The organism is Mesorhizobium sp. Root102 (assembly GCF_001425625.1).
GTDB lineage: Bacteria > Pseudomonadota > Alphaproteobacteria > Rhizobiales > Rhizobiaceae > Mesorhizobium.
Genome location: NZ_LMCP01000012.1, coordinates 115561 through 138115 on the forward strand (window position 1 = coordinate 115561; position 22555 = coordinate 138115).

Below are 22555 nucleotides of genomic sequence, written 5' to 3' on the forward strand. Positions count from 1 at the left end.
TAGTACGGACGACCTCGTCCATGGCGCCGACGTTGCAGCGATACATCATTCTCGCGCTGCTGATCGCTATCGCTGCGGCGGCGTGGACCCTGCTTGTCTGGCAGCAGATGGGCATGGACGCGGACATGCGCACGGCAATGTACGCACTCACCATGGGTATGAAGGCGCCGCTGTTTCTTGCCGTCTGGATGATCATGATGATTGCCATGATGTTTCCGACGGCCGCGCCCATGATCCTGACGTTTCACCAGGTCCAGGCCGGCAAACAGGGCCGGGGCGAGACCTTTGTCTCGAGCTGGGTGTTCGTGGCCGGGTACATGCTGGTTTGGGGCGTGATGGGCGTCATCGCCTTTGCCGGTGCGGCGGGTGCGGAGATGTTCGCCGGGCATGTGGGATTGTCCACGGCGACGGCCGCGCGTATCGGCGGCGCGCTGCTGATGATTGGGGGCGCCTATCAACTCTCCCCACTGAAAGATCTGTGTCTGGCCAAATGCCGCACGCCGATTGGCTTCATCCTGACCTCATGGCGCGATGGTTATTGGGGTGCGGTTCGCATGGGCCTGGAGCATGGACTTTTTTGCCTGGGCTGCTGCTGGCTTTTGTTTCTCGCCCTCTTTCCTCTCGGGATCATGAACGTCGCCGCAATGGCCGTGGTCACCTTGTTGATCTTCGCGGAAAAGACCCTCCCGTCAGGAGGTGGGATCGCAAAGGTGTCGGGTGTCGCCCTGCTTCTTTATGGCGCGGCGGTGCTAGTCTTTCCACAGGCGCTGCCAACCTTCCAGCCGGCGGGCGCCATGATAATGAATTGACCGATGGAGGCAGAGCTCGGCGCCGAAAGAGGAGGATCGCTCTCCTACCGCTGCGCCAGTCGGCTGCTCTCGACCGCAATTCCAAGCAGCGCCTGCCGTGCCAGCGCCACGGAAAGATCCGGCCGCCGCCTCGTCTGCAGCACCGCCGTCTGCAGCCGGGTCAGCGCGCGGCTGAGCGCGTCGGTGCTCCAGCGCTCCAGCGCTTTCTCGACCAGCTTGCGGCGCGAGAAAAACACCGGCGGGCGCGCGGCGGCGACGACCGAGGCGGCATTGCGATTGCCGGAGTCCATCTGGCCGCGCATGGCCTGGATTTGCTGCAACTGCCGCATCGCCGAGGACAGCACCAGGAAGGGCTGGCCGCCGGACTGGCAATGGCGGGTGAAGGCGGTGTCGAAGTCGCCGATCTTGCCTTCGAGAAGCGCATCGACCGCGTCATCGAAAGAGGCGCCGGAGACGTCGCCCGACATCGCCTTGACCTCCTCCAATCCGATCTCGTTCTGGCCATGGGCATAGAGCACGAGCTTCTCGATTTCGCCGCGCGAGGCCAGCCGGTCGCCGCCGAGATTGCGGCGCAGCGCCTGTCTCGCCTCCATCGTCATCGACATGCCGGCCTTGCGCAGTTCATCGTCGATGACGGCGTCGATGTCGCGGGCTTCATCGGCATAGCATGGAAGCGCCATGGCATTGTCGGCCGCCTCGACGATGGCGCGCAGCCCGACGCCCTTCTTGAGATCCCCGGCCTCGATGAGAATGATCGCGTCTCGCGCGGGCTCCGCGGTCAGCGCCTTGACGTCGTCGGCCAGCGCCTTCTGGCCGCTGGCATTGCGCACCCACAGCAGGCGCCGGTCGGAAAACATCGGCACGGTGAGGGCTTCGTCGAGAAGGCGGCCCTCGTCGCGGTCGACCTCTGAACCCTCCAGCCTGACCACCGAGAACGGATCGTCCAGCGGCAGGCCGGTCTTTTCGGCAAAGGCCTTCGCGCGCTCGGAAACGAGGCCGCGATCGGGGCCGTAAAGCAGGACGATCGAGACGCGCTGGTCCGGCCGCGCCAGCCACCCATCGACCTCGTAAGCTTTCTTCTGTGCCATGGCGGGTTGGTTAGCATGATGTGGGCGTGGGATGAAATGGTGGAGTGCGTCATCTCCCCCCTCGAGGGGGGAGATTCCGCACTCCGCCGCGCTGCAAGGTGAGCATCCACCCACCGACTTACCTTATCTGGCAGCAAACCCAGCCCAACCTTCTCCCAAATTGCGCGCGACCGCCCAACATCGACAAGAAATTTCGCGGACATATCTTCATCTTGGTGCTGGGGAGGCTGGATCGGCCGGCGCGGCCGGGATCGACGACCGGAGGCTTGCCCCGACGAATTCGCACTGGTCTGGCCGCGCAGATATGCAAATATCGGCTCCAGGCAACATTGGAGGACAAAGGTCATGGCCGATGCTGGGATGTTGCGTTTTCACGTTCCGGAGCCGGAAGTGCGGCCGGGCGGGACGCCTGACTTTTCCAATGTGCAGATCCCCAAGGCCGGCTCGGTGCCGCGTCCGGACATCGATGTCGATCCGCGCACCATCCGCGATCATGCCTTCTCGATCATCCGGGTGCTGAACCGCAATGGCGAAGCCGTCGGTCCCTGGGCCGGCCTGCTGTCCAGCGACGAGCTTCTGGCCGGTCTGCGTCACATGATGACGCTGCGAACCTTCGATGCCCGCATGCAGATGGCGCAGCGCCAGGGCAAGACCTCGTTCTATATGCAGCATCTGGGCGAAGAGGCGGTGGCTTGCGCCTTCCGCAAGGCGCTCGAACCCGGCGACATGAACTTTCCGACCTATCGGCAGGCGGGGCTGCTCATCGCCGACGGCTACCCGATGGTCACGATGATGAACCAGATCTATTCCAACGAGGCCGACCCGCTGAAGGGCCGGCAATTGCCGGTCATGTATTCGTCGAAGGAGCACGGCTTCTTCTCGATCTCCGGCAATCTGGCAACGCAGTACATCCAGGCGGTCGGCTGGGCGATGGCCTCGGCAATCAGCAATGATTCGAAGATTGCCGCGGCCTGGATCGGCGACGGCTCGACGGCCGAATCCGACTTCCATTCGGCGCTGGTGTTCGCCTCTACCTACAAGGCGCCGGTGGTGCTCAACGTTGTCAACAACCAGTGGGCGATCTCGACCTTCCAGGGCATCGCGCGCGGCGGCTCGGGCACGTTCGCTGCCCGCGGCCTCGGTTTCGGCATCCCGTCGCTGCGCGTCGACGGCAACGACTATCTCGCCGTCCACGCCGTGGCCAAATGGGCGGCGGAGCGGGCGCGCAACAATCTCGGGCCGACGCTTGTCGAATATGTCACCTACCGCGCCGGCGCGCATTCGAGCTCGGACGACCCCTCCGCCTACCGGCCAAAGACCGAATCCGACGCCTGGCCGCTCGGCGACCCGATCGTGCGGCTGAAGAACCATCTCATTCAGCTCGGTGTCTGGTCGGATGAGCGGCACGCGCAGGCCGAGGCGGAAATCCTCGACACGGTGATCGCTGCGCAGAAGGAGGCCGAAAGCCACGGCACCCTGCATGCCGGCGGCAAGCCGTCGACGCGCGACATGTTCGAAGGGCTCTATGCCGAGATGCCGCCGCATCTGCGGCGTCAGCGCCAGCAGGCGGGAGTCTGAGCCATGCCGAGACGGACCATGATCGAGGCGATCCGCGACGCCATGGATGTGTCGATGGGGCGCGACAGCAAAGTCGTCGTGTTCGGGGAGGACGTCGGCTTCTTCGGCGGCGTCTTCCGCTGTACGCAGGGCCTGCAGGCCAAATACGGCAAGAGCCGCTGCTTCGATGCGCCGATCAACGAATCCGGCATTGTCGGCTCGGCCATCGGCATGGCCGCCTATGGTTTGAAGCCATGCGTGGAAATTCAGTTTGCCGACTACATGTTTCCGGCCTACGACCAGCTGACCCAGGAAGCGGCACGGCTGCGCTACCGCTCGAACGGCGACTTCACCTGCCCGATCGTGGTGCGCATGCCGACCGGCGGCGGTATCTTCGGCGGCCAGACGCACAGCCAGAGCCCGGAAGCTTTGTTCACCCATGTGTCGGGGCTGAAGACGGTGGTGCCGTCCAACCCGCATGACGCCAAGGGGCTGCTCATTGCAGCGATCGAGGATCCCGATCCGGTGATCTTTTTGGAGCCGAAGCGGCTCTACAACGGTCCCTTCGACGGCCATCACGACCGGCCGGTGACGCCATGGTCGAAACATGAGCTGGGCGAGGTCGCCGACGGCCACTACACCGTGCCGCTCGGCAAGGCGGCGATCCGCCGGGCCGGCTCCGCCCTCACCGTGCTCGCCTACGGCACCATGGTCTATGTCGCGCAGGCCGCCGTCGAGGAGACCGGCATCGATGCCGAGATCATCGATCTCAGGACCCTGCTGCCGCTCGACCTCGATACGATCGTCGCCTCGGTCAGGAAGACCGGGCGCTGCGTCATCGTGCACGAGGCGACGCTGACGTCGGGCTTCGGCGCGGAGCTGTCGGCGCTGGTGCAGGAAAACTGCTTCTACCATCTGGAGGCGCCGGTGGCACGGGTCGCCGGCTGGGACACGCCCTATCCGCATGCGCAGGAGTGGGACTATTTCCCCGGTCCCGCCCGGGTCGGCCGCGCTCTTATCGAAACCATGGAGGCCTGAGATGGGCGAGCACATCATCAAGCTGCCCGATGTCGGCGAAGGTGTCGCCGAGGCCGAACTGGTCGAGTGGCACGTCAAGATCGGCGACATCGTGCGCGAGGACACGGTGCTCGCGGCCGTCATGACCGACAAGGCGACGGTCGAAATCCCGTCTCCGGTCGACGGCGAAATCCTGTGGCTGGGCGCCGAGATCGGCGACACGGTGGCGATCGGTTCGCCCATCGTGCGGCTGAAGGTGGCGGGCGAGGGCAATGCCAAGCCGCAGGGTGGCGAAGTGGAAGCGGTGGCCGCCGAGCCGCCGGCAAAGCTTCCGACCCCGAAACCCGAGGCTGCTGGGCCGACCGCAAAGACCTCACCAAAGGCCAGTGTGGCGGAGGTGAAACCCGCCCCGGTCATTTCGAAAAGTTCCGGTCAGACCTCCGTCTCCGGCGCACCCCGCCCCGAAGGCGAAAAACCGCTGGCCTCGCCGGCTGTTCGCCTGCGTGCAAAAGAGGCCGGCATCGATCTCAGGCAGGTTGCGGGATCTGGCCCGGCCGGTCGCATCGGTCATGAGGACATCGAGGCGTTCCTTTCGCGCGGACCGCAGGTCGCCAAGGCATCGGGTCTCGCCCGCAACGATGCGATACAGGACATCAAGGTGGTGGGCTTGAGGCGCAAGATCGCGGAGAAGATGTCGCTGTCCAAGTCGCGCATCCCGCACATCACCTATGTCGAGGAGATCGACGTCACCGCGCTCGAGGATCTGCGCGCCGCGCTCAACAAGGAGAAGCGCCCAGGCATGGAGCGGCCGAAGCTGACGCTGCTGCCGTTCCTGATGCGGGCGATGGTCAAGGCGATTTCAGACCAGCCCAATCTCAATTCGCTGTTCGACGACGAGGCCGGCATCATCCACCAGCATGGCGGCATCCATATCGGCATCGCCGCGCAGACGCCGTCGGGGCTGGTGGTGCCGGTGGTCAAGCATGCCGAGGCGCGCGACATCTGGGATTGCGGCGCCGAAATCGTAAGGCTGGCCGAGGCGGCCAAGTCCGGCACCGCGACACGCGACGAGCTGTCCGGCTCGACCATCACCATCACCTCGCTCGGCGCCATGGGCGGCGTGGCGACGACGCCGGTCATCAACCATCCGGAAGTGGCGATCATCGGCGTCAACAAGATGATGGTGCGGCCGGTGTGGGACGGCACCCAGTTCATCCCGCGCAAGATGATGAACCTGTCCTCCAGCTTCGACCATCGTGTCATCGACGGCTGGAACGCGGCGGTGTTCATCCAGCGCATAAAGGCGCTGCTGGAGACGCCGGCGCTGATTTTCGTGGATTGAGGGAAACGATCGAGATGCCGGCGGGATAGCGGGGGGCGCGAAGGATCGCTACAGAGCGCTCTCTTCGAGCTGGCGCGACAAAGAGTTAGGATGCCAAGATGAAGGAAATCTCCTGCAAGCTGCTCGTTATCGGTGCGGGTCCTGGTGGCTACGTCTGCGCCATCCGTGCCGGACAGCTCGGCGTCGATACGGTGATCGTGGAAGCTGGCAAACCGGGCGGCACCTGCCTCAATGTCGGCTGCATTCCGTCCAAGGCGCTGATCCATGCGGCCGAGGAGTTCGAGAAGGTGTCTGATATGGCCGGCGGCAACAGCCCGCTCGGCATTTCGGTCACCGCACCCACGCTCGACCTTGCCCGGACCGTCGCCTGGAAGGACGGCATTGTGAGCCGGCTCAACAGCGGCGTCGCCGGCCTGCTCAAGAAGGCGGGCGTCAAGACCGTGCATGGATGGGCAACGTTTCGCGACGGCAAGACCGTCGCGGTCGAGACCGAGACGGGAAGTCAGGTGATCCGGGCCGAAACCATCGTCATCGCCACCGGTTCCGCGCCGGTCGACCTTTCGTTCCTGCCGTTTGGCGGTCCGGTGATTTCCTCCACGGAGGCGCTGGCGCTAAGCGAAGTGCCGAAGAAGCTTGCGGTCGTCGGTGGCGGCTATATCGGACTGGAACTCGGTATGGCCTTTGCCAAAATGGGGGCCAAAGTCACCGTGGTCGAGGCCTTGCCGCGCGTGCTGGCGCAGTATGATGCCGAGCTGACCCGGCCGGTCGTCAAGCGGCTCACCGCACTCGGCATCGAGGTGATGCTGGGCGCCAAGGCCAAGGGACTGTCAACCAAGGGTGACGCGCTGCTGGTCGAGACCTCGGACGGCAAGAGCGCCAAGGTCGCCGCCGACAAGATCCTGGTGACGGTCGGGCGCAAGCCGGTGACCGAAGGCTGGGGGCTCGAGCAGATCGACCTCGACAGGACGGGCAAATTCATCCGCATCGACGAGCAGTGCCGCACCTCGATGCGCGGCATCTTCGCCATTGGCGACGTCACCGGCGAGCCGATGCTGGCGCATCGGGCGATGGCGCAAGGTGAGATGGTCGCCGAGATCGTTGCCGGCCACAAGCGCAGCTGGGACAAGCGCGCCATTCCCGCCGTTTGCTTCACCGATCCGGAACTCGTCACCGCTGGCCTGTCACCGGAAGAGGCCAAGGCGCTCGGCGGCGAGATCAAGATCGGCATGTTCCCGTTCGCCGCCAACGGCCGGGCGATGACGAAGCTCGGCGAGGACGGCTTTGTCCGCGTCATCGCGCGCGCGGACAACCATCTGGTGCTCGGCATCCAGGCGGTCGGGCAGGGCGTGTCGGAACTGGCGGCGGCCTTTGGACTGGCGCTCGAAATGAGCGCGAGGCTGGAGGACATTGCCGGCACCATCCATGCGCATCCGACACAAGGCGAAGGGTTCCAGGAAGCAGCGCTGAAAGCGCTGGGCCACGCGCTGCATATCTAGGATGGGAACGTCGGTCCACGCGGGCATTTCCGAGAACCGAATTCCACCTTTCAGCATCATGTTCTAGTCTCAGCCAATGAGCTCCGACCTGAAGAAATACGTGGCGATTCGCTACAACACCGCCACCGGCTTCATGCCGAGCCAATGGAAAGGAAAGGGCAGAGCCAATCTCGATCCTGTGTGGCTGGTCGAGCGGCTGGCGCTGTTTGACACCTATTGCGCGCCTTCGCTCGAGGGCCAGTCGCTGACGGACTTTACGGTCCTGGTCGGGTTCGACTCCGAGACACACGAGAATTACATCCGCACCGTCTGCGACTGTGCGATCGGGATTGACGTGAGGCCGGTCCTCATCTGCGCCGGCCAGAACCACAATGTTGCCTTCAATGCGTTTGTCCAAAGCGACACGGACGCCGAATTTGTTTCGCTGACGCGGCTCGACAGCGATGATGCGCTGGCGCCGACCTTCATGGAGCGTGTCGACTTTTACGCACGCCGGGAAATCGCCAAGGGCGAGGTGGACCAGCAACCGCTCTATATCGCCTTTCCGCACGGCTAGAATTTCGATGCGGCAACCAACCGCTACACCCACCATGAATATCCGACGTCGGCCTTCGGCACTTTGGTCGAAAAGCGATCGCCAACCATGAACGGGGTCTATTGCGACGAGCACACCAGGATGGCGATGCGTTTCAACATGGTCGGGGCGGCCGCGAAGGAGGTTCAATGGTGCATCGTCATCCATGACAACAACGCAGCCAATGTCTTGCGCGGCAAGCCGGTCGCGGAGCCGGCTTTCACGGTGGGCCGCCCCGGTGCCGAGACAGAAACGCGCGCACCAGCCCGAAAAGCGCCTGCGCAAAAGCAGATGCCGCAGACCTCGGCCAAGGTCTCGCGCAACGCCGGCAATTTAATTCGGTTTCTGCTCGGGCGGCCGATAGTCTTGCGGAAGTAAGTCGACGGCCAATCACCCCCTCAAGGGGGGAGATTACGCTCGGCCGCTTCAGCTCGCTAGCCGGCTCACCATTTCGTGCTGGGCGTATGCGCGGCCGAAACGGTTGGCGAGGAAGGTGTCGAGTGCGATGTCTTCCTGCCTGATGAAGCCGGTCGCCGGCAGGCTGCCGTCGGCCAGCATGTCGAGCACGGCGCAGATGCCGGAGGCCGTGGTGATCTGGATGGCGCTGCGCACCACCTGGCCAAACCGCTGGGAATAGACCTTGTTGGCGTAGGTCTCCTGCAGCAGGCGGCCATTCTTGCGGCCGGAGACTGTGACGAAGACGATGACCACATCCTGCAGCGTCGCCGGCAGGGCGCTTTCAAAAATGTCCTTCAGCACGTCGCGACGGTGGCGCAGGCCAAGGTCGTTGAGCAGCGCCTTCATGATCGCGGCGTGGCCGGGGTATCGGATGGTGCGGTAGTTGAGCGTGCGCACTCTGCCCTTCAGCGTCTCGGCCAGCGTGCCGAGCCCACCGGACGTGTTGAAGGCCTCGTAGGTGACACCGTCGAGCGAGAATTCCTCGCGCTCTTCCAGCGGCGGCACTTCGACCAGCTCGCCCTCGACGATCGCTTCGCAGGGTTCGCAATATTCGTTGATGACGCCGTCGGTGCTCCAGGTCAGATTGTAGTTCAGCGCGTTGGAGGGATATTGCGGCAGGGCGCCGACGCGCATGCGCACGCTTTCCAGGGAGTCAAAGCGGCTGGCGAGATCGTTGGCGACGATCGAGATGAAGCCCGGCGCCAGGCCGCATTGCGGAATGAAGGCGCTCTTGCCCGAACGCGCCAATTCCTTGACCCGGCGGGTCGAGACGACGTCCTCGGTGAGGTCGAGATAGTGCACGCCTGCACTGGCCGCCGCCTCGGCGATGCGCGTGGTCAAATGGAAGGGGGCGGCGCTGAGCACCGCGAATTTTCCAGCGAGCGCGGCTTCCAGGGTGCCGGCGGCTTCGATGTCGAGCTCCAGCGTCGCGACCGTGGCCGACAGTTCGGCGGCAGCAAGTTGCGCCGACGAGCGGTCGACGAGCGTGACCTGGTAATCTCCGGTGGCGGAGAGCATCTCGGCAATGGTCGAGCCGATCTTGCCGGCGCCGACAACAACAATTTTCTTCATGACCGATTCCCTCGCGCAAAAGCTTGTTCTTGTCGGCAGAATCGCAGCTTGCCCGTCGAAAGGAAGCGTGGAATTGTTCGAAACGAAACATCCGATTGTGCAATCCGCCGATAGGAATCGTCGAAATGCTCACTGACGCCGAACAGGCCCTGCTTTCCCTGCTGCGCGAGAATGCGCGTGCCTCGACCGCCGAGCTCGCGCGGCGGCTTGGCGTTTCCCGCACGACGGTGCAGAGCCGCATCGAGCGGCTGGAACAGCGCGGCATCATCACCGGCTATGGTGTCAGGCTGGCGCCGGACTATGAACAGGGGCTGGTGCGGGCGCATGTGCTGCTCACCGTGACGCCCAAGCTCGCCGACAAGGTGGTGCGCGGCCTGCGCGCTCTGGCGCCGGTCAGGACGCTGCATTCGGTCAGCGGCAATTTCGACATGATCGTCATCGTCGACGCGCCGTCGATCCGCGACCTCGACATGCTGCTCGACCAGATCGGCGCCATGGACGGGGTCGAGCGGACCCTGTCGTCGATCATCCTATCGACACGCATCGACCGCTAGGGCGGGGCTCGGTGAGGCTGCTGATCTCCCCCCTTGCGGGGGAAGGCCAGAGGGGGTTGGTTCGACCTCCTTGCGACAGATGGAGGTTAGCGCTTCACGCGAGGCGGCCCCCTCTGCCGCCTTTGACGACATCTCCCCTCAAGCGGGGAGAAAACTCACCGCCACCGCTAGGCCGGGCCGGCAATCGTCGAGCGTAATCGAGGCGCCATGCAGATCGGCAATGGCCCTGACAAGGCTGAGGCCGAGGCCGCTGCCCGGAGTCGACCGGCTGTGGTCCAACCGGTAAAGCCGCTGGAACACTTTTTCCCGCTCGTCGACCGGAATGCCGGGACCGTTGTCGGCGACGCTGGCGACGACGCGTTCGCCCTGGCGCGTCACCGACAGTGTGATGGATGTGCCTGATGGACAATGGCGCAGCGCGTTCTCGACCAGATTGGCGAACATCTGCGTCAGCAGCTCGCGATCGCCGTGGATCCGGTCCGTCGTTTCCTGCAGTTGCGCCAACGACAGCGATTTTCCGTCGTCCTCGGCAACGTCGGCATAGATCTCGGCGATGGTCGTCAGCACCTCGCCCAGATCGACATCGGTGAACCGCGCCCGGCGGGCGCCGGCCTCGATCTGCGCGATGCGCAGCAGCGCATCGAAGGTCTCGTTGATCTGCAGACTCTCAGCACGTGCCTCCGCCAGTTCACCGGCGATCTTTTGGCCCGACAGGTTCTTTTCCGACGCGGTGTCGAGGATCATCTGCAGCCGGTTGAGCGGCGTCTTCAGATCGTGGGCAATGTTGGCGCTGACCTGTTTCATGCCTTCGACCAGCGCTGATAGGCGGTCGAGCGCGGCATTGACCTGATTGGAGACGATGTCGATATCGTCGCCCTTGCCGGTCAGCGGGATGCGGGTGTCCAGCCGTCCATGCGAGACATCCACCATGGTGGCGGCGATGCCGTCGAGACGGCGCTGGACGCGCGAGGCCAGCAGGGCGCCGCCGGCAACCGCCAGCCCGGTGATGATCAGCGTTCCCCAGCCGAAGCTCATCAGCACCACCTCTTCCAGCTCCTCCGTCTCGGAAAGGCTGAAGGCGACGGTCAAGGTGTTGCCGCCGAACGAGCCGGAATAGGCGCGGTATTCGGCCCCCGGCGGCACGCCGGGCATTTCGGCATCGAACATCGAGAAGCCGTCGGGAAGCCCAGCCGCGGTGAAATTGCCGGCCAAGCGATTGCCGGCCGCGTCGGTCAGCGAAAACAGCTGTTCCTTCTTGAGGCTTCGCATGGAGTGGCTGCCGACAGTCTCGACCAGCTCCTTGAGATCGTTGTCGGCATAGGTCGCGGCGACGACCGCGTAGGTTTCCTTGATGGTGTCGTCGAGGCGCTCGGCAAGGTCGGCGCTCATCATCTGGTAGACGATGGCGCCCGACAGGACGAAGGCCAGCACGAACAGGAAGGCGAAGGTCAAGGCAAGCCGGAACGGCGTGCTGCGCAGCAGGCGGGACCGCGTTCCTGTCATGGCGGCGCGTGCAGGCTGTAGCCGGTGTTGCGGACCGTGTGGATGAGCTGGGTTTCGAAGGGCTTGTCGATCTTGGCCCGCAGCCGGCTGATATGGGTCTCGACGACGCTGGTCCTGGGATCGAAATGAAAATCCCAGACGCGTTCCAGCAGCATGGTGCGGGTGATGACGCGGCCTTCGCCGCGCATCAGCACTTCCAGGAGGCTGAACTCCCGCGGCTGCAGGTCGATCGGCTGGCCCTGCCTGACAACGCGCCGCATGATCAGGTCCATCTCCAGGTCGGCAACCCGCAATACAGTCTTCTGCTCCAGTGCCGCCGGCCGCCGGCCTAGCGCGTTGATGCGGGCGAGAAGTTCGGAAAAGGCGAAGGGCTTGACCAGATAGTCGTCGCCGCCGGCCTCGAGCCCCTCGACGCGGTCGTCGATGCCGCCGACCGAAGTGAGAAAGATCACCGGCGTTCGCACGCCCGCGGCGCGGATCGCCTTGACCATCGACAGGCCGTCGAGGCCGGGGATCATGCGGTCGGCGACGATCACGTCATAGCTGCCGCTGGTTGCCGCGAAAAGCGCGTCATGTCCGTTGCGCAAGAGGTCACAGACATGGCCGGCCTCGGTCAGTCCCCTGACGATGTAGTCGGCCGTCCTGTGGTCGTCCTCGACAATAAGAAGTCGCATGAAAGGTCCGGTCCGTTGCCGAGATTGGCAGGCTACCACCGGCACGGGTCTGTTCCTAGGATGGTCGTGAGGGTGGCCAAGCCCCTATGGCGCCAGCCGGAAGTTCAGTCCGACTCCAGCAGGATCTCATCGGCATCGTCTGCTGTTTTCTTCAACGTCATGTAGAGGACGAGGGCAAAGATGCAGCCGAGGAAGATCAGGCTGGTGAAGGTGGTGCCGAAGCCGAGACCGCCATATTCGACCGGCTGCGACAGCAGGTCCCCGAAGGAGGCGCCGAGCGGGCGCGTCAGGATATAGGCGAGCCAGAAGGCCAGGATGCCGTCGAGATGCAGCAGCCAGTAGGCGAGCGCGATCAGCGCGATGACGCCGCCGAACAGCAGGCCTGACGTGAGGTAGCCCATGTCGAAGCTTTCGGCGACGAGATCGCCGGCGGCGGTGCCGAGCGAGAAGGTCAGCAGGATTGCCAGCCAGTAGAAGATCTCGCGCCTGGTGGTGAAGATGGTGTGGATCGACAGCGTTCTTTCGCTGGCGAACCAGACCGCGAATGTCGCGGCGAGCGCCACCGAGAAGGCAATCGTCGTCGTCTGCAGGCGCACGCCGAAAGTGTCGACGAGGTTGTCGGTGACCAGCGTGCCGACGACGCTGATCAGCACCACCGCCAGCCAGTAGGCCCACGGCACATAGCGTTTCTGCGCGAGCTGCAGGACAAGGGCTACGATCAGGATGCCGGTCATGATCATCGAGGTGACGGTCAGCCCAAGTCCGATTGTGTCGGCAAGATAATCCGCCGCGGTTTCGCCTGTGGTGACCGCCATCAGCTTGATCAGCCAGAAATCGAGGGTGACGTCCGGAACCCTGTTGTGGCTCGGTGCGGCGTGTTTTTGCCTGTTGGGCGAGGGCATGGCGGATATCCCGAGGTCTTCGATTACGGAACAGCAGAAGCGAGCCGGCATCCGCACGGTAGGCAGCAGAGTTCACATCAGCCTGGCCGGCAGTATACAAATTCGTAAGAATGGGTGTTTGGCGCGCAAAAGGGCTTTACGAATGCCTCGCGATGCGCTGATGGGACGCGGATGCCTTGCATCTGCCATCAATATGGTGACCAGTGGCCCGAACCTGCTCAACGCCGCTTGTAGAAGCCCAAGGAAAACACGAATGACCTACGCTTCCCTCAAGCCGGTTTCACGGGCCTTCGACCAGCGCAAACGGCTGATCTTCGTGCGGGTCGCGGCGGTGCTGGCGGTGATGATGCTGTTTCTCGCGAAGCCGGCCCTGACCGAGGGCTCGGACGGGCACGAAACGCTCGAACTCCTCGGCCTGTGCCTGGTGCTCGCCTGTGTCGTCGGACGGCTCTGGAGCATCCTCTATGTCGGCGGCAAGAAGAACGAGGAACTGGTCTCGACGGGACCGTTCTCCACAACCCAGAACCCGCTCTATTTCTTTTCGACGGTCGGCGCGGTCGGCGTCGGATTGGTCTTTGGCTCGATGGTGGCTGCGCTGGCGCTGGGCCTCGCCAGCTTTTTCATCTTTCGCGTCACGGCCCGCAAGGAAGCCGCATTCCTGCTCGGCAAGTTCGGCGCGGCCTATCTTGCCTATACCAAGAACACGCCCCGGTTCTGGCCGAACCCCTTTCTGTACCACGACGATGACGAACTGAAGTTCTCGACGCGGGCGCTCAAGCGCACGTTTTTCGACGGGCTCTATTTCCTCGCCATCTTCCCGGCCATCGAACTGGTCGAGCATTTCAGGGCGACCGGCCTGCTGTTCCCAGCCTTCGTCACGCTCTACTGATCAGCGGCTTCCAGCCGCCGATCTTTGTTATTATGCATATCGTTCTCCCAAAACCGGGGCCACTTTTGGGCGACATGCATTAGCTTCCAAGCGGATGCGGCATGTAGCCGACAAAACCCGCGATCTTCCAGCGTCCGCCGACCCTGGTGCAGAAATACAGCGTCTGCCATTTCAGCCTGTCGACGCTGCCATCCGCCTTGGCGACCGAGCCGTCGAATTTCTTGTGCAGCACGGCGCGGTCGCCGTCGACATCGATGTCGCGCATGTTGGTGACGCGAAACAGCGCCTCGCGCAGCGGCTCGGCGAATTTGGTCGCGGCGGTATCCTTGGCCTGGCGCAGCCACTCGTCGCGATAGACTTCCAGCCGAGGAAACTGCAGCCGCCAGGCGTCGGCGTTGTGGAGGAAATGCGCGTGCATGCCGAAGAAGCTCTCGGCGACGAAATCATCCTCGACCATGGACCAGTCCTGGCCGATGAAAGCATCGATGTCGCGCCGCACCAGCATTTCCCAGAGTGCGTGGCGATCGGCATCGCCAGCCGGAAAAGGGTTCTTGTCGTACGTCATTGCTGTTGTCTCCGGTCTGGCAAATGCGTCTGTCTGGTGCGGCTTCAAAGGCAGGCCGATAGCGCGCACGATGCAAGCGCTTCTGTAATAAAGCAACATGAATTCCGGGGAATGTTGCTTTCCAACAAGGCCTCTATGAGGATCGAACCGATCGGGGTAAATGTCGTTTGAAGCGGGCGCCGCCATGGCATCCCGTCCTGTCATCAGAGGAGGCCTCATTGCCAAAGCAGTGTTTTGGAACGTCGCATGTGCCGCTGTCGCCCGCCGTGCGGGCCGGCGATCTCGTCTATGTCTCCGGCCAGGTGCCCGTCGGCAGCGACGGCATCGTGGTCAAGGGCGGCATATCTGAACAGACCGAGCAGGTGCTCGCCAACATCAAGGCCGCACTGGCGCTCGCCGGCTGCACCCTGGACGATGTCGTCAAGACAACGGTCTGGCTGGAGGACGCGCGCGATTTCGGCGCCTTCAACGCGGTCTACGCCAGGCACTTCCCGAAGAACCCGCCGGCCCGCACTACGGTCGAATCGCGGCTGATGATCGACATCAAGATCGAGGTCGAGGCGGTCGCCTACCGGCCGGTTTGAGACGACAAGGCAACGAAGCGGAGGTTACCCCAATGCAATTCGACCTCCTGCTGAAGGGCGGACGGCTGATCGATCCGGCGTCCGGGCTCGATGCGCCGCGCGATGTCGCCATCGCCAATGGCCGTATAGCGGCGGTCGACGCCGATATCCCGGCCGACCGCGCCGCGCAGGTCGTCGATGCTGGCGGCTGCATCGTCACACCAGGCCTCGTCGACCTGCACAGCCACGTCTATTGGGGCGGCACCTCGCTGGGCGTCGATGCCGACAGGCTGGCCGCCAAGAGCGGCACCACCACCTTCATCGATGCGGGCAGTGCGGGCGCCGGCAATTTCCTTGGCTTCCGCCGCCACGTCATGGAGCGCTCGAAGGTCCGTATCCTGGCCTATGTCAACATTTCCTTCGCCGGCATCTTCGGCTTCTCGCAGACGGTGTCGGTGGGCGAATGCAGCGATCTGAGACTCTGCGAGCCGCGCGAGGTGGTGGCGGCAGCGCGCGAACACCGCGATGTCGTGGTCGGCGTCAAGGTCCGCTCCGGCAAGCATGCCGGCGGTACCAGCGGCATCGCGCCGGTTGATCTTGCGCTGGAGGCCGCCGACCAGGCCGGCCTGCCGCTGATGGCGCATATCGACGAGCCGCCGCCGGGCCGCTCGGAAGTGCTGCCGCGCCTGCGCAAGGGCGACATCCTCACCCACTGCTTCCGTCCGTTTCCGAACGCGCCGGTCTTTGCCTCCGGCGCGGTGCGGCCCGACATGCGGCTGGCACGCGAGCGCGGCGTCATCTTCGATATCGGCCATGGCATGGGCTCGTTCGATTTCGCCGTTGCCCGCGCCATGCTCGCGGAAGGCCTGGCGCCGGACGTGATCTCGAGCGACGTGCATCTCTACTGCGTCGACGGGCCGGCCTTCGACATCCTGGTCTGCATGTCGAAGCTCTTGGCGCTCGGCATGCCGCTGGTCGAGGTTCTGCGCGCCGCCACGCAAGCGCCAGCGCGGGCGATCGCCAGGCCTGATCTGGGCACGCTGGCGGTCGGCACCGTCGGCGACGTCGCGGTGCTGCGGCAGCGCCCGGGCCGCTTCACCTTCGTCGACGCGGTCGGCGCCTCGCTGGTCGCCGACCAGCGGCTGGTCTGCGAGGGCATCGCCATCGGCGGTACCTGGTGGCCGAACGAGGCGGTCAACGACGTCAGCGAGACCGAGCGATTCGAGCCGCATGCGTCGCATACGCATGTCGAGGCGGCCGCGAGGCACTTTGGGCATCGGCACGATTAGCCAAATCTTCCCCCTTGAGGGGGAGATGTCGCCGAAGGCGACAGAGGGGGTCGCCGCGCATGGAGCGCCAACCTCCTCTTGCCGCAAGGAGGTCGCATCCAGTCGAACCGACCCCCTCTGGCCTGCCGGCCATCTCCCCCTCGAGGGGGGAGATCAGCAATGCCCGGAATTGCTCGGCCTTCCGTAAACCGGCGTCGCTACTCCCTCCATCCGTGCCTTGATCTGCAGCGCCACATATTTCGAGTAAAACCGCGACAGCGCCAGATTGCCGCCGTGGAACCAGAGCGCTTCCTGCGCGGTCGGCTTCCACATGTTGCGCAGCTCGCCCTGCCATGGTCCAGGGTCGCCCTTGACACCCGAGCCAAGCCCCCAGCAGGGGCCGACCTTGTCGGCGACCTCGCGCGAAACGATGGCCGCCACCGTCTCGTTCATCGACTGATAGCCGGTGCAGGCGATGATGGCGTCGGCGGCGAGTTCGCTGCCGTCCTCGAACAGAATGCCGTTCGGGGTCAGCGACTTGATGGCGACGCCGCTGCGAACGCCGATCTCGCCGTCGATGATCAGGTCGGAAGCGCCGACATCGATGTAGTAGCCGGAGCCGGTGCGGTAGGCCTTCATCAACAGGCCGGTCTCGTCGTCGCCGAAATCGATGGCGAAGCCGGCGGCGCGCAAGCGGTCGTAGAACGCCGCGTCGCGCGCCTTGATCACCTCGTAGAGCGCCCGCTGGCCCTTGGGCACCAGCGCGAACGGCGTCGAGGCGACGATCATGTCGGCCTTCTCGGTGGTGATGCCGCGTGCCAGTGCTGTCTCCGAAAAGATCTCGAAGCCGACTTCCATCAACGTGTCCGACTTGACCACGGTGGTCGGCGAACGCTGGATCATGGTGACCTCGGCGCCGCTCTCCCAGAGATCGACGCAGACATCGTGCCCCGAGCTTGCCGCGCCGATGACGGCGACCTTTTTGCCGCGAAATTTCTCGCCGCTGGAATACTGGCTGGAATGCAGCAGCTCGCCCTTGAACTGATCCGCGCCGGCCAGATCGATCCGCCGTGGCGGGCCATAGGCGCCGGTGGCAAAGACGATGTGCTTCGGCTTGAGCGTAATGTGCCGGCCGACACGGTCGACCACCACGGTCCAGACCTTTTCGACGTCGTCATAGGAGGCGCTCAGGCACTTGCTGGCAACCCAGTAATTGAGCTCCATGACGCGCGTGTACATTTCCAGCCAGTCGCCCATCTTGTCCTTGGGCGTGAATACCGGCCAGTTTTCGGGGAAGGGAATGTAAGGCAGATGGTCGTACCAGACCGGGTCGTGCAGCACGAGGGTGCGGTAGCGGTTGCGCCAGGAGTCGCCCGGCCTTGCATTCTTCTCGATGACGATGGTGGGCACGCCGAGCTGGCGCAGCCGCGCGCCCAGCATGATGCCGCCCTGGCCGCCGCCGACGACCAGGCAGTAGGGCTGCTCGTCAGCGCCAAGCTCGCGCGTCTCGCGCGCCCGCGCCTCCGACCAGGTCTCGCGCTTGGGATCGGCCTTGTGGCGCACGCCCAGCGGCCGCTCCGCCCCCTTGCGCTCCTCGAACCCTTTGAGGTCGGTCATCGCCGTGAACAATGTCCGGCAACGGCCGTCGCGCAGCCGCATGATGCCCTCTCCTGACGCCACCGCGGTTTCGAAGCTGAACCAGGCCTCGATGGTGCCCTCGTCCGAGGTCGCCTCGTCGGAAAGGCGCCATGCCGTCGGCTTGGTCGTCGCCAGCGCCGCCGCCAGCATGCCGGCGATCGCCTCGCGGCCTTCCATGGTGATGATGTTCCACGTGAAGGTCAGGAGATCGCGCCAGTAGCAATCGTCGACGAACAGGTTGCTCGCAGCCGCCCCATCGCCCGCTTCGAGCGCCTTGGCAAAGGACCCGAGCCATGCGGCTGCCTGTTTCGATGGTGCTATCTCAAGCATTTCTTTCCCTCTTGCTGCAATGCGCCGAACATGGCGCAAACTCAATCATCGGACTTGGCACGGGCCCTAATCTCCGAGCGGCTCCATCTCCTTGCCGGTACGATGGATCTGGGCGTTGTATTTGATGCGGCGCACCGTCTCGCGGGCGGAGCCGTCGAGCTTGTAGGCCGAGGCCACCGCCAAAAGGTCGACCGCCGCCAGGAAGGCGAAGCGCGACGCCGTCGGCTTCAGCGTGTCGGGATATTCCGGCACCGCCACCGTCAGCCTGACGTCGCAGGCGCGCGCCAGTTCGGTGTCGGGCGCGGTCACCGCGATCGCATTGGCGCGGTAATGCTTGGCGAGCTCGACGGCTTCGATCACCTCGCGGGTGCGTCCCGTCGCCGAAATGGCGATCACCAGATCGCCGGGCTTGAGCGTCGAGGCGGTCATGCGCATCAGATAGGGGTCGCACTGGGCGCTGACGGTGATGCCATAGCGGAACAGCCGGTACTGGGTTTCCTGCGCCAGCGCCGAGGAGCTGCCGCCGAGGCCGAAGACCGTAACCTGGCGCGCCTTGGCGATCAGGTCGGCCGCCTTCTGCAGCTGCGCCGGGTCGAGCTGCCGCTCGGCCTCCTGCAGCGCCCGGCGCGCCTCGCCGAACACGGCGTTCCAGAACGGCATGCCATTGTCATTGCTGACGGTCGGTGACTTGGCCAGATAGAGCGCACCGACGACGAGGCTTTGCGCCAGCTTCAGCTTGAAGTCGCGCACGCCCTCGCAGCCGATGGCGCGGCAGAACCGGGTCACCGTTGGTTCGCTGACCCCGGCGCGCTGGGCAAGGGCGGCGTTGGAGGCGCCGACGGCATATTTGACATCGTCGAGCACGATATCGGCGACACGTCGTTCGGCCGGGCGCAATTCGCTGTAGGAATCCTTGACCAGCGAGATGATGTCGGGGATGCGCCGGACAGGATCGCGCCCCTCGGTATCGTGGCCCGGATCAGGTTCGTCCTGGCTGCCAGCTTCGGTCATGGGGTCCTGGTCTTTCCCTGGGTTGCGAGGCTGCCGTCTTAGCATGTTTGCACGCCATGGCTCCACGCGCCTGACGGCATCGCAACCGGAGCGTGTCGTCGGGAAAACCTCACCTTCTCCGCTTCCTTCCAGTTCGCGCGAATTCGGAAGTATGTAGGAAAGCAACACGTATTTCAAGGTCATGAAAATACTATGAAAACAATTAGATAGATATGCATGCCCACTTTTGTGATACGCGTACCAATGCTCGTGCTTGACAGGAAAGTAGGATAGTTACAGACTGATTTTATCGGTCGGGTGAGCCAGTGGATCATCGCGAAATCTTCCCGGGGGGCAGATGAATACGGGCGATGCAAGAAACCCGAAGCTTGGCGTGCAGGCAGCCACCAAGATCTATCACACGGCCTCCGGCGACCTGCTGGCGCTGGACCGCTGCAGCCTCGATGTCAGCGCCAATGAAATCGTCTCGATCGTCGGGCCTTCCGGTTGCGGCAAGACGACCCTTCTGTGGTCGATGTCGGGCCTGCACGGCCTGACCAGCGGCGAAATCCGGCTGGACGGTATCAAGATCACCGGCCCGCATCCCGATATCGGCATCGTCTTCCAGGAAGCGAACCTCCTGCCGTGGCGCAATCTCGACGCCAACATCCGCTTTCCCTTCGAGATCAAGGGCGAGAAGCCAGACCGGGCGTGGATCGCGCATCTGCTCAACCGCGTCGGGCTCGACGGCTTCGGCGGCAAGTTTCCACGCGAGCTGTCGGGCGGCATGCAGCAGCGCGCGGCGATCGTGCGGGCGCTGGCGCTGAAACCCTCGGTGCTGCTGATGGACGAGCCGTTCGGTGCGCTCGACAGTTTTACCCGCGAGGAGATGAACCGGCTGGTCGAGGAGATCTGGCTCGACACCAAGACAACCATCGTCTTCATCACCCACAGCATCGAGGAAGCGATCTTCCTTTCCGACCGGGTGGTGGTGCTGAGCGCACGGCCGGGCCGCGTCGCCAAGGAGTATCGCGTGCCGTTTGCGCGGCCACGCTCGCTGGAGATCATGGCGACGAAGGAGGTCTTCGACCTCACCAACCGGATCAAGATGGACATAGTCGGCGAGCGCACGCGGCCAAAAGCGCTGGAGCGCCCGAGCGCAGAGATCGTGAGGATCAGGCCGTGAGCGGGGGCGACGCCATTCCGGAATTCTCCAAATCCAAGTCCGGCGACGGCCACGAGGTCAGCCTGACCAATCTGTCGGCCTTCGCCAGCGGCCCCGGCATCAAGTCGGGCAAGGAGGTGGCGGCCATTCTTGCCGTCGCGGTGATCATCATCGGCGGCATCGAGCTGGCGCTGCGGCTGTTCCACGTGCCGCTCTACATCATGCCGCCGCCGAGCTCGATCGCCTATGCGCTGTTCGACGAGTTTCCGCTGATCGCGCCGCATCTCGGCTACACGCTGGTCGAGCTGGTGTCCGGCTTCACCATCGGCGCCATCATCGGCCTGGTGCTGGCCGCCGTCATCACCCAGTTCCCGTTCGCCGAGAAGATCGTCGCGCCTTACATCCTGCTTTTGGTCACCACGCCGATGCTGGCGCTTGTGCCGCTTTTGATCCTGCGCTTCGGCTTCGGCTACACGCCGCGCATCATCGCGGTGGCGCTGGCCGCCGGGCCGATGGTGATGATCAATGCGGCGACAGGCTTTCGCCGCGTCGACAGCGCCAAGATCGCGCTGGCGCGCTCCTACGGTGCCAGCACCTTGCAGATCTTCTGGAAGATCCGCGCGCCGATGGCGCTGCCGATGATCCTGGTCGGGCTGATGATCGGCGCCATCTTCGGCCTGTTGACCGCGGTCGGCGCCGAGATGGTCGGCGGCGGCTTTGGCCTCGGCAACCGGCTGACCACCTATTCGTCGATGATCCAGATGCCGCAGTTCTTCGCGGTGGTGCTGATCCTGTCGACGCTCGGCATCCTGATCTACGTACTGTTCTTCCTGATCGGCAAGAAATGGGCGAGCTGGGAGGCTTGAACACATAGGTAGGAAGACTCCCGGGAGGCGGGCGGCAAGAGACTGACGTCAAACAAAAAAGGGGAATGCCATGACCAAAGACAACTCGATCAATCCGGCGGGGATCAGCCGCCGCTATTTCCTGCAGGTGACCGGCGCCGGGCTGGTGACAGCCACGGCGCTTGGCGCCACGGGCCTCAAGGCCAGGGCCGAACCTTACGGAAAATTCACCTGGATTTCGCCGCGCGGCACGCTCGAAGTGCTCGACGACTATCCCTACTGGGCGGCCAAGAAGGCCGGCTATTTCGATGGGCTGGACACCGACATGCAGCCGGGGCCGTCGGACGGCACCGCGACGGTGAAGTTCGTCGATGTCGGCCAGGCTGACATGGGCTTCCCGTCGCCCGGCGTGTTCTCCTTCGCCATCCAGAACGGCATGAAGCTGAAGTCGGTGTTCCATATGGGCGCCCGCGACACGTTCAGCATCGCCTTCCGCAAGGGCGAGGGATCGAACGACCTGAAGAAGCTGGAAGGCAAGACCATCCTGCTCGGTTCCGCCGCCTGGCAGTCGATCACCGACCCGCTGCTGGCGGCGCAAGGCGTCGACATCAAGAAGGTCAAATATGTCGAGGCCGGCTGGCCGACCTGGGGCACGGCGCTCGCCGGCGGCCAGGGCGACGCCGCTTTGGCGTGGGAAGGCCTGCGCGCCGAATGGATCGCCAAGGGGCTCGACTTCGAATATTGGCTCGGCGTGCAGAATTCCAAGCTGCCGGCCAACACCTTCGTCGTGCGCGCCGCCGACCTCGAGGATCCCGACCGCAAGGCGTTCCTGGAAAAGTACCTGCGCGGCTGGGCGATGGGCCTGGAGTTTGGGTATCAAAATCCCCGCGCGGCCGTCGAAGCGGTGTTCGAGCAGTTCCCGACGCTGGCTAAGAATCTCGGCCCAGAACTCGGCACCACCTCGATCCTGCAGCAGATCAACGTCTTCCGTGGCGACATGGACAAGCGTGGCGGCTGGGGCTCGCACGACATGGCGAGCTGGCAGGGCTTCTTCGACGAGATCCACAAGATCGGCCAGATCACCGCTCCGGTGAAGGCCGAAGACGTCTGCACCAACGATCTGATCGGCCCGGCCAATGATTTCGACAAGGCCAAGGTCAAGGCCGATGCCGACGGCGTCAAGCTGTCGGAAGGCTTTGCCGCGCTCGATGTCGAGAAGATCAAGGCGCATCTGTTCGATTCGGCGATCAAGTAGG

Annotated in this window: 22 protein-coding genes; 14 read left to right on the plus strand and 8 right to left on the minus strand. The window is 64.2% G+C overall.

The features are described from left to right. Positions 1 to 20: 20 nt before the first annotated feature. Positions 21 to 809, plus strand: a complete 789-nt coding sequence (locus ASD12_RS11700) for a DUF2182 domain-containing protein (RefSeq protein WP_056585557.1) — start codon at positions 21 to 23, stop codon at positions 807 to 809. A 44-nt stretch (positions 810 to 853) separates the two neighbouring features. On the opposite strand, the gene holA is transcribed toward ASD12_RS11700, so the two are convergent. Further along, the gene (holA, locus tag ASD12_RS11705; RefSeq protein WP_056585560.1) at positions 854 to 1897 is read right to left on the minus strand and encodes a DNA polymerase III subunit delta; all 1044 of its coding nucleotides are present in this window, start codon (positions 1895 to 1897) and stop codon (positions 854 to 856) included. Between the two features lie 345 nt (positions 1898 to 2242). Here holA and ASD12_RS11710 point away from each other — a divergent pair, with 345 nt between their 5' ends. From ASD12_RS11710 to ASD12_RS11735, 6 genes are all read left to right on the plus strand, one after another. Then, entirely contained in the window at positions 2243 to 3475 is a 1233-nt protein-coding gene (locus ASD12_RS11710; protein WP_056585562.1) for a 3-methyl-2-oxobutanoate dehydrogenase (2-methylpropanoyl-transferring) subunit alpha, read from the plus strand. Between the two features lie 3 nt (positions 3476 to 3478). Further along, on the plus strand, positions 3479 to 4492 hold the full coding sequence (locus tag ASD12_RS11715) for an alpha-ketoacid dehydrogenase subunit beta (protein WP_056585564.1): 1014 nt from the start codon (positions 3479 to 3481) through the stop codon (positions 4490 to 4492). Between the two features lies 1 nt (position 4493). Continuing rightward, on the plus strand, positions 4494 to 5813 hold the full coding sequence (locus ASD12_RS11720; RefSeq protein WP_056585566.1) for a dihydrolipoamide acetyltransferase family protein: 1320 nt from the start codon (positions 4494 to 4496) through the stop codon (positions 5811 to 5813). Between the two features lie 98 nt (positions 5814 to 5911). After that, entirely contained in the window at positions 5912 to 7309 is a 1398-nt protein-coding gene (gene lpdA / locus ASD12_RS11725; RefSeq protein WP_056585570.1) for a dihydrolipoyl dehydrogenase, read from the plus strand. A 76-nt stretch (positions 7310 to 7385) separates the two neighbouring features. Continuing rightward, positions 7386 to 7865 carry a glycosyltransferase gene (locus ASD12_RS11730; RefSeq protein ID WP_056585572.1) on the plus strand — a complete coding sequence of 160 codons (480 nt, stop codon included), beginning with the start codon at positions 7386 to 7388 and terminating at the stop codon, positions 7863 to 7865. A gap of 120 nt (positions 7866 to 7985) precedes the next feature. Further along, positions 7986 to 8261, plus strand: a complete 276-nt coding sequence (locus ASD12_RS11735; protein ID WP_156398582.1) for a hypothetical protein — start codon at positions 7986 to 7988, stop codon at positions 8259 to 8261. Between the two features lie 48 nt (positions 8262 to 8309). Here the strand turns inward: ASD12_RS11735 and ASD12_RS11740 are convergent, their stop codons facing one another. Beyond that, positions 8310 to 9413, minus strand: a complete 1104-nt coding sequence (locus ASD12_RS11740) for a saccharopine dehydrogenase family protein (RefSeq protein WP_056585577.1) — start codon at positions 9411 to 9413, stop codon at positions 8310 to 8312. A gap of 125 nt (positions 9414 to 9538) precedes the next feature. On the opposite strand from ASD12_RS11740, the gene ASD12_RS11745 reads away from it, so the two are divergent. Beyond that, complete coding sequence (locus tag ASD12_RS11745) at positions 9539 to 9967, plus strand: Lrp/AsnC family transcriptional regulator (protein ID WP_056586784.1); 429 nt, start codon at positions 9539 to 9541, stop codon at positions 9965 to 9967. A 138-nt stretch (positions 9968 to 10105) separates the two neighbouring features. Here the strand turns inward: ASD12_RS11745 and ASD12_RS11750 are convergent, their stop codons facing one another. The 3 genes from ASD12_RS11750 to ASD12_RS11760 form a co-directional block, all read right to left on the minus strand. Then, positions 10106 to 11470 carry a HAMP domain-containing sensor histidine kinase gene (locus tag ASD12_RS11750; RefSeq protein ID WP_056585579.1) on the minus strand — a complete coding sequence of 455 codons (1365 nt, stop codon included), beginning with the start codon at positions 11468 to 11470 and terminating at the stop codon, positions 10106 to 10108. Then, the gene (locus tag ASD12_RS11755) at positions 11467 to 12144 is read right to left on the minus strand and encodes a winged helix-turn-helix domain-containing protein (protein ID WP_056585581.1); all 678 of its coding nucleotides are present in this window, start codon (positions 12142 to 12144) and stop codon (positions 11467 to 11469) included. The genes ASD12_RS11750 and ASD12_RS11755 overlap by 4 nt, the downstream gene beginning before the upstream one ends. A gap of 104 nt (positions 12145 to 12248) precedes the next feature. Continuing rightward, positions 12249 to 13046: a hypothetical protein gene (locus ASD12_RS11760; protein ID WP_056585583.1), complete on the minus strand. Its 798-nt coding sequence runs from the start codon at positions 13044 to 13046 to the stop codon at positions 12249 to 12251. Positions 13047 to 13299: 253 nt separating this feature from the next. Here ASD12_RS11760 and ASD12_RS11765 point away from each other — a divergent pair, with 253 nt between their 5' ends. Next, positions 13300 to 13935 carry an isoprenylcysteine carboxylmethyltransferase family protein gene (locus ASD12_RS11765; RefSeq protein ID WP_056585585.1) on the plus strand — a complete coding sequence of 212 codons (636 nt, stop codon included), beginning with the start codon at positions 13300 to 13302 and terminating at the stop codon, positions 13933 to 13935. Positions 13936 to 14014: 79 nt separating this feature from the next. Here ASD12_RS11765 and ASD12_RS11770 read toward each other — a convergent pair whose 3' ends face one another. Next, a complete protein-coding gene (locus tag ASD12_RS11770; protein WP_056585586.1) occupies positions 14015 to 14500 on the minus strand; it encodes a hypothetical protein in 486 nt (161 codons plus the stop codon). Positions 14501 to 14718: 218 nt separating this feature from the next. Here ASD12_RS11770 and ASD12_RS11775 point away from each other — a divergent pair, with 218 nt between their 5' ends. Further along, complete coding sequence (locus tag ASD12_RS11775; RefSeq protein WP_056585588.1) at positions 14719 to 15084, plus strand: RidA family protein; 366 nt, start codon at positions 14719 to 14721, stop codon at positions 15082 to 15084. Between the two features lie 32 nt (positions 15085 to 15116). After that, positions 15117 to 16352: an amidohydrolase/deacetylase family metallohydrolase gene (locus ASD12_RS11780; RefSeq protein ID WP_056585590.1), complete on the plus strand. Its 1236-nt coding sequence runs from the start codon at positions 15117 to 15119 to the stop codon at positions 16350 to 16352. 153 nt (positions 16353 to 16505) lie between these two features. On the opposite strand, the gene ASD12_RS11785 is transcribed toward ASD12_RS11780, so the two are convergent. Together ASD12_RS11785 and ASD12_RS11790 are read right to left on the minus strand one after the other, a co-directional pair. Further along, positions 16506 to 18299, minus strand: coding sequence for an NAD(P)/FAD-dependent oxidoreductase (locus ASD12_RS11785; RefSeq protein ID WP_056585592.1), 1794 nt, complete (start codon positions 18297 to 18299; stop codon positions 16506 to 16508). 66 nt (positions 18300 to 18365) lie between these two features. Further along, complete coding sequence (locus ASD12_RS11790; protein ID WP_056585594.1) at positions 18366 to 19310, minus strand: MurR/RpiR family transcriptional regulator; 945 nt, start codon at positions 19308 to 19310, stop codon at positions 18366 to 18368. Positions 19311 to 19647: 337 nt separating this feature from the next. Between ASD12_RS11790 and ASD12_RS11795 the strand changes: the two genes are divergently transcribed. The 3 genes from ASD12_RS11795 to ASD12_RS11805 all read left to right on the plus strand — a co-directional run bounded on the left by ASD12_RS11795 (position 19648) and on the right by ASD12_RS11805 (position 22554). Then, entirely contained in the window at positions 19648 to 20475 is an 828-nt protein-coding gene (locus ASD12_RS11795) for an ABC transporter ATP-binding protein (RefSeq protein ID WP_056585596.1), read from the plus strand. Continuing rightward, positions 20472 to 21320, plus strand: coding sequence for an ABC transporter permease (locus ASD12_RS11800; RefSeq protein WP_056585598.1), 849 nt, complete (start codon positions 20472 to 20474; stop codon positions 21318 to 21320). The genes ASD12_RS11795 and ASD12_RS11800 overlap by 4 nt, the downstream gene beginning before the upstream one ends. Positions 21321 to 21390: 70 nt before the next feature. Then, on the plus strand, positions 21391 to 22554 hold the full coding sequence (locus ASD12_RS11805; protein ID WP_056585600.1) for an ABC transporter substrate-binding protein: 1164 nt from the start codon (positions 21391 to 21393) through the stop codon (positions 22552 to 22554). Position 22555 lies beyond the last annotated feature (1 nt).

What these genes read in the sequence shown, in the direction of transcription:
- ASD12_RS11795 (WP_056585596.1), top strand. Translation starts at nt 19,648, where the DNA reads ATGAATACGGGCGATGCAAGAAACCCGAAGCTTGGCGTGCAGGCAGCC.
- ASD12_RS11710 (WP_056585562.1), top strand. Translation starts at nt 2,243, where the DNA reads ATGGCCGATGCTGGGATGTTGCGTTTTCACGTTCCGGAGCCGGAAGTG.
- ASD12_RS11740 (WP_056585577.1), bottom strand. Translation starts at nt 9,413, where the DNA reads ATGAAGAAAATTGTTGTTGTCGGCGCCGGCAAGATCGGCTCGACCATT.
- ASD12_RS11700 (WP_056585557.1), top strand. Translation starts at nt 21, where the DNA reads ATGGCGCCGACGTTGCAGCGATACATCATTCTCGCGCTGCTGATCGCT.
- ASD12_RS11805 (WP_056585600.1), top strand. Translation starts at nt 21,391, where the DNA reads ATGACCAAAGACAACTCGATCAATCCGGCGGGGATCAGCCGCCGCTAT.
- ASD12_RS11750 (WP_056585579.1), bottom strand. Translation starts at nt 11,470, where the DNA reads ATGACAGGAACGCGGTCCCGCCTGCTGCGCAGCACGCCGTTCCGGCTT.
- ASD12_RS11735 (WP_156398582.1), top strand. Translation starts at nt 7,986, where the DNA reads ATGGCGATGCGTTTCAACATGGTCGGGGCGGCCGCGAAGGAGGTTCAA.
- ASD12_RS11730 (WP_056585572.1), top strand. Translation starts at nt 7,386, where the DNA reads ATGAGCTCCGACCTGAAGAAATACGTGGCGATTCGCTACAACACCGCC.
- ASD12_RS11780 (WP_056585590.1), top strand. Translation starts at nt 15,117, where the DNA reads ATGCAATTCGACCTCCTGCTGAAGGGCGGACGGCTGATCGATCCGGCG.
- lpdA (WP_056585570.1), top strand. Translation starts at nt 5,912, where the DNA reads ATGAAGGAAATCTCCTGCAAGCTGCTCGTTATCGGTGCGGGTCCTGGT.
- ASD12_RS11765 (WP_056585585.1), top strand. Translation starts at nt 13,300, where the DNA reads ATGACCTACGCTTCCCTCAAGCCGGTTTCACGGGCCTTCGACCAGCGC.
- ASD12_RS11760 (WP_056585583.1), bottom strand. Translation starts at nt 13,046, where the DNA reads ATGCCCTCGCCCAACAGGCAAAAACACGCCGCACCGAGCCACAACAGG.
- ASD12_RS11790 (WP_056585594.1), bottom strand. Translation starts at nt 19,310, where the DNA reads ATGACCGAAGCTGGCAGCCAGGACGAACCTGATCCGGGCCACGATACC.
- ASD12_RS11770 (WP_056585586.1), bottom strand. Translation starts at nt 14,500, where the DNA reads ATGACGTACGACAAGAACCCTTTTCCGGCTGGCGATGCCGATCGCCAC.
- ASD12_RS11745 (WP_056586784.1), top strand. Translation starts at nt 9,539, where the DNA reads ATGCTCACTGACGCCGAACAGGCCCTGCTTTCCCTGCTGCGCGAGAAT.
- ASD12_RS11720 (WP_056585566.1), top strand. Translation starts at nt 4,494, where the DNA reads ATGGGCGAGCACATCATCAAGCTGCCCGATGTCGGCGAAGGTGTCGCC.
- ASD12_RS11785 (WP_056585592.1), bottom strand. Translation starts at nt 18,299, where the DNA reads ATGCTTGAGATAGCACCATCGAAACAGGCAGCCGCATGGCTCGGGTCC.
- ASD12_RS11715 (WP_056585564.1), top strand. Translation starts at nt 3,479, where the DNA reads ATGCCGAGACGGACCATGATCGAGGCGATCCGCGACGCCATGGATGTG.
- holA (WP_056585560.1), bottom strand. Translation starts at nt 1,897, where the DNA reads ATGGCACAGAAGAAAGCTTACGAGGTCGATGGGTGGCTGGCGCGGCCG.
- ASD12_RS11755 (WP_056585581.1), bottom strand. Translation starts at nt 12,144, where the DNA reads ATGCGACTTCTTATTGTCGAGGACGACCACAGGACGGCCGACTACATC.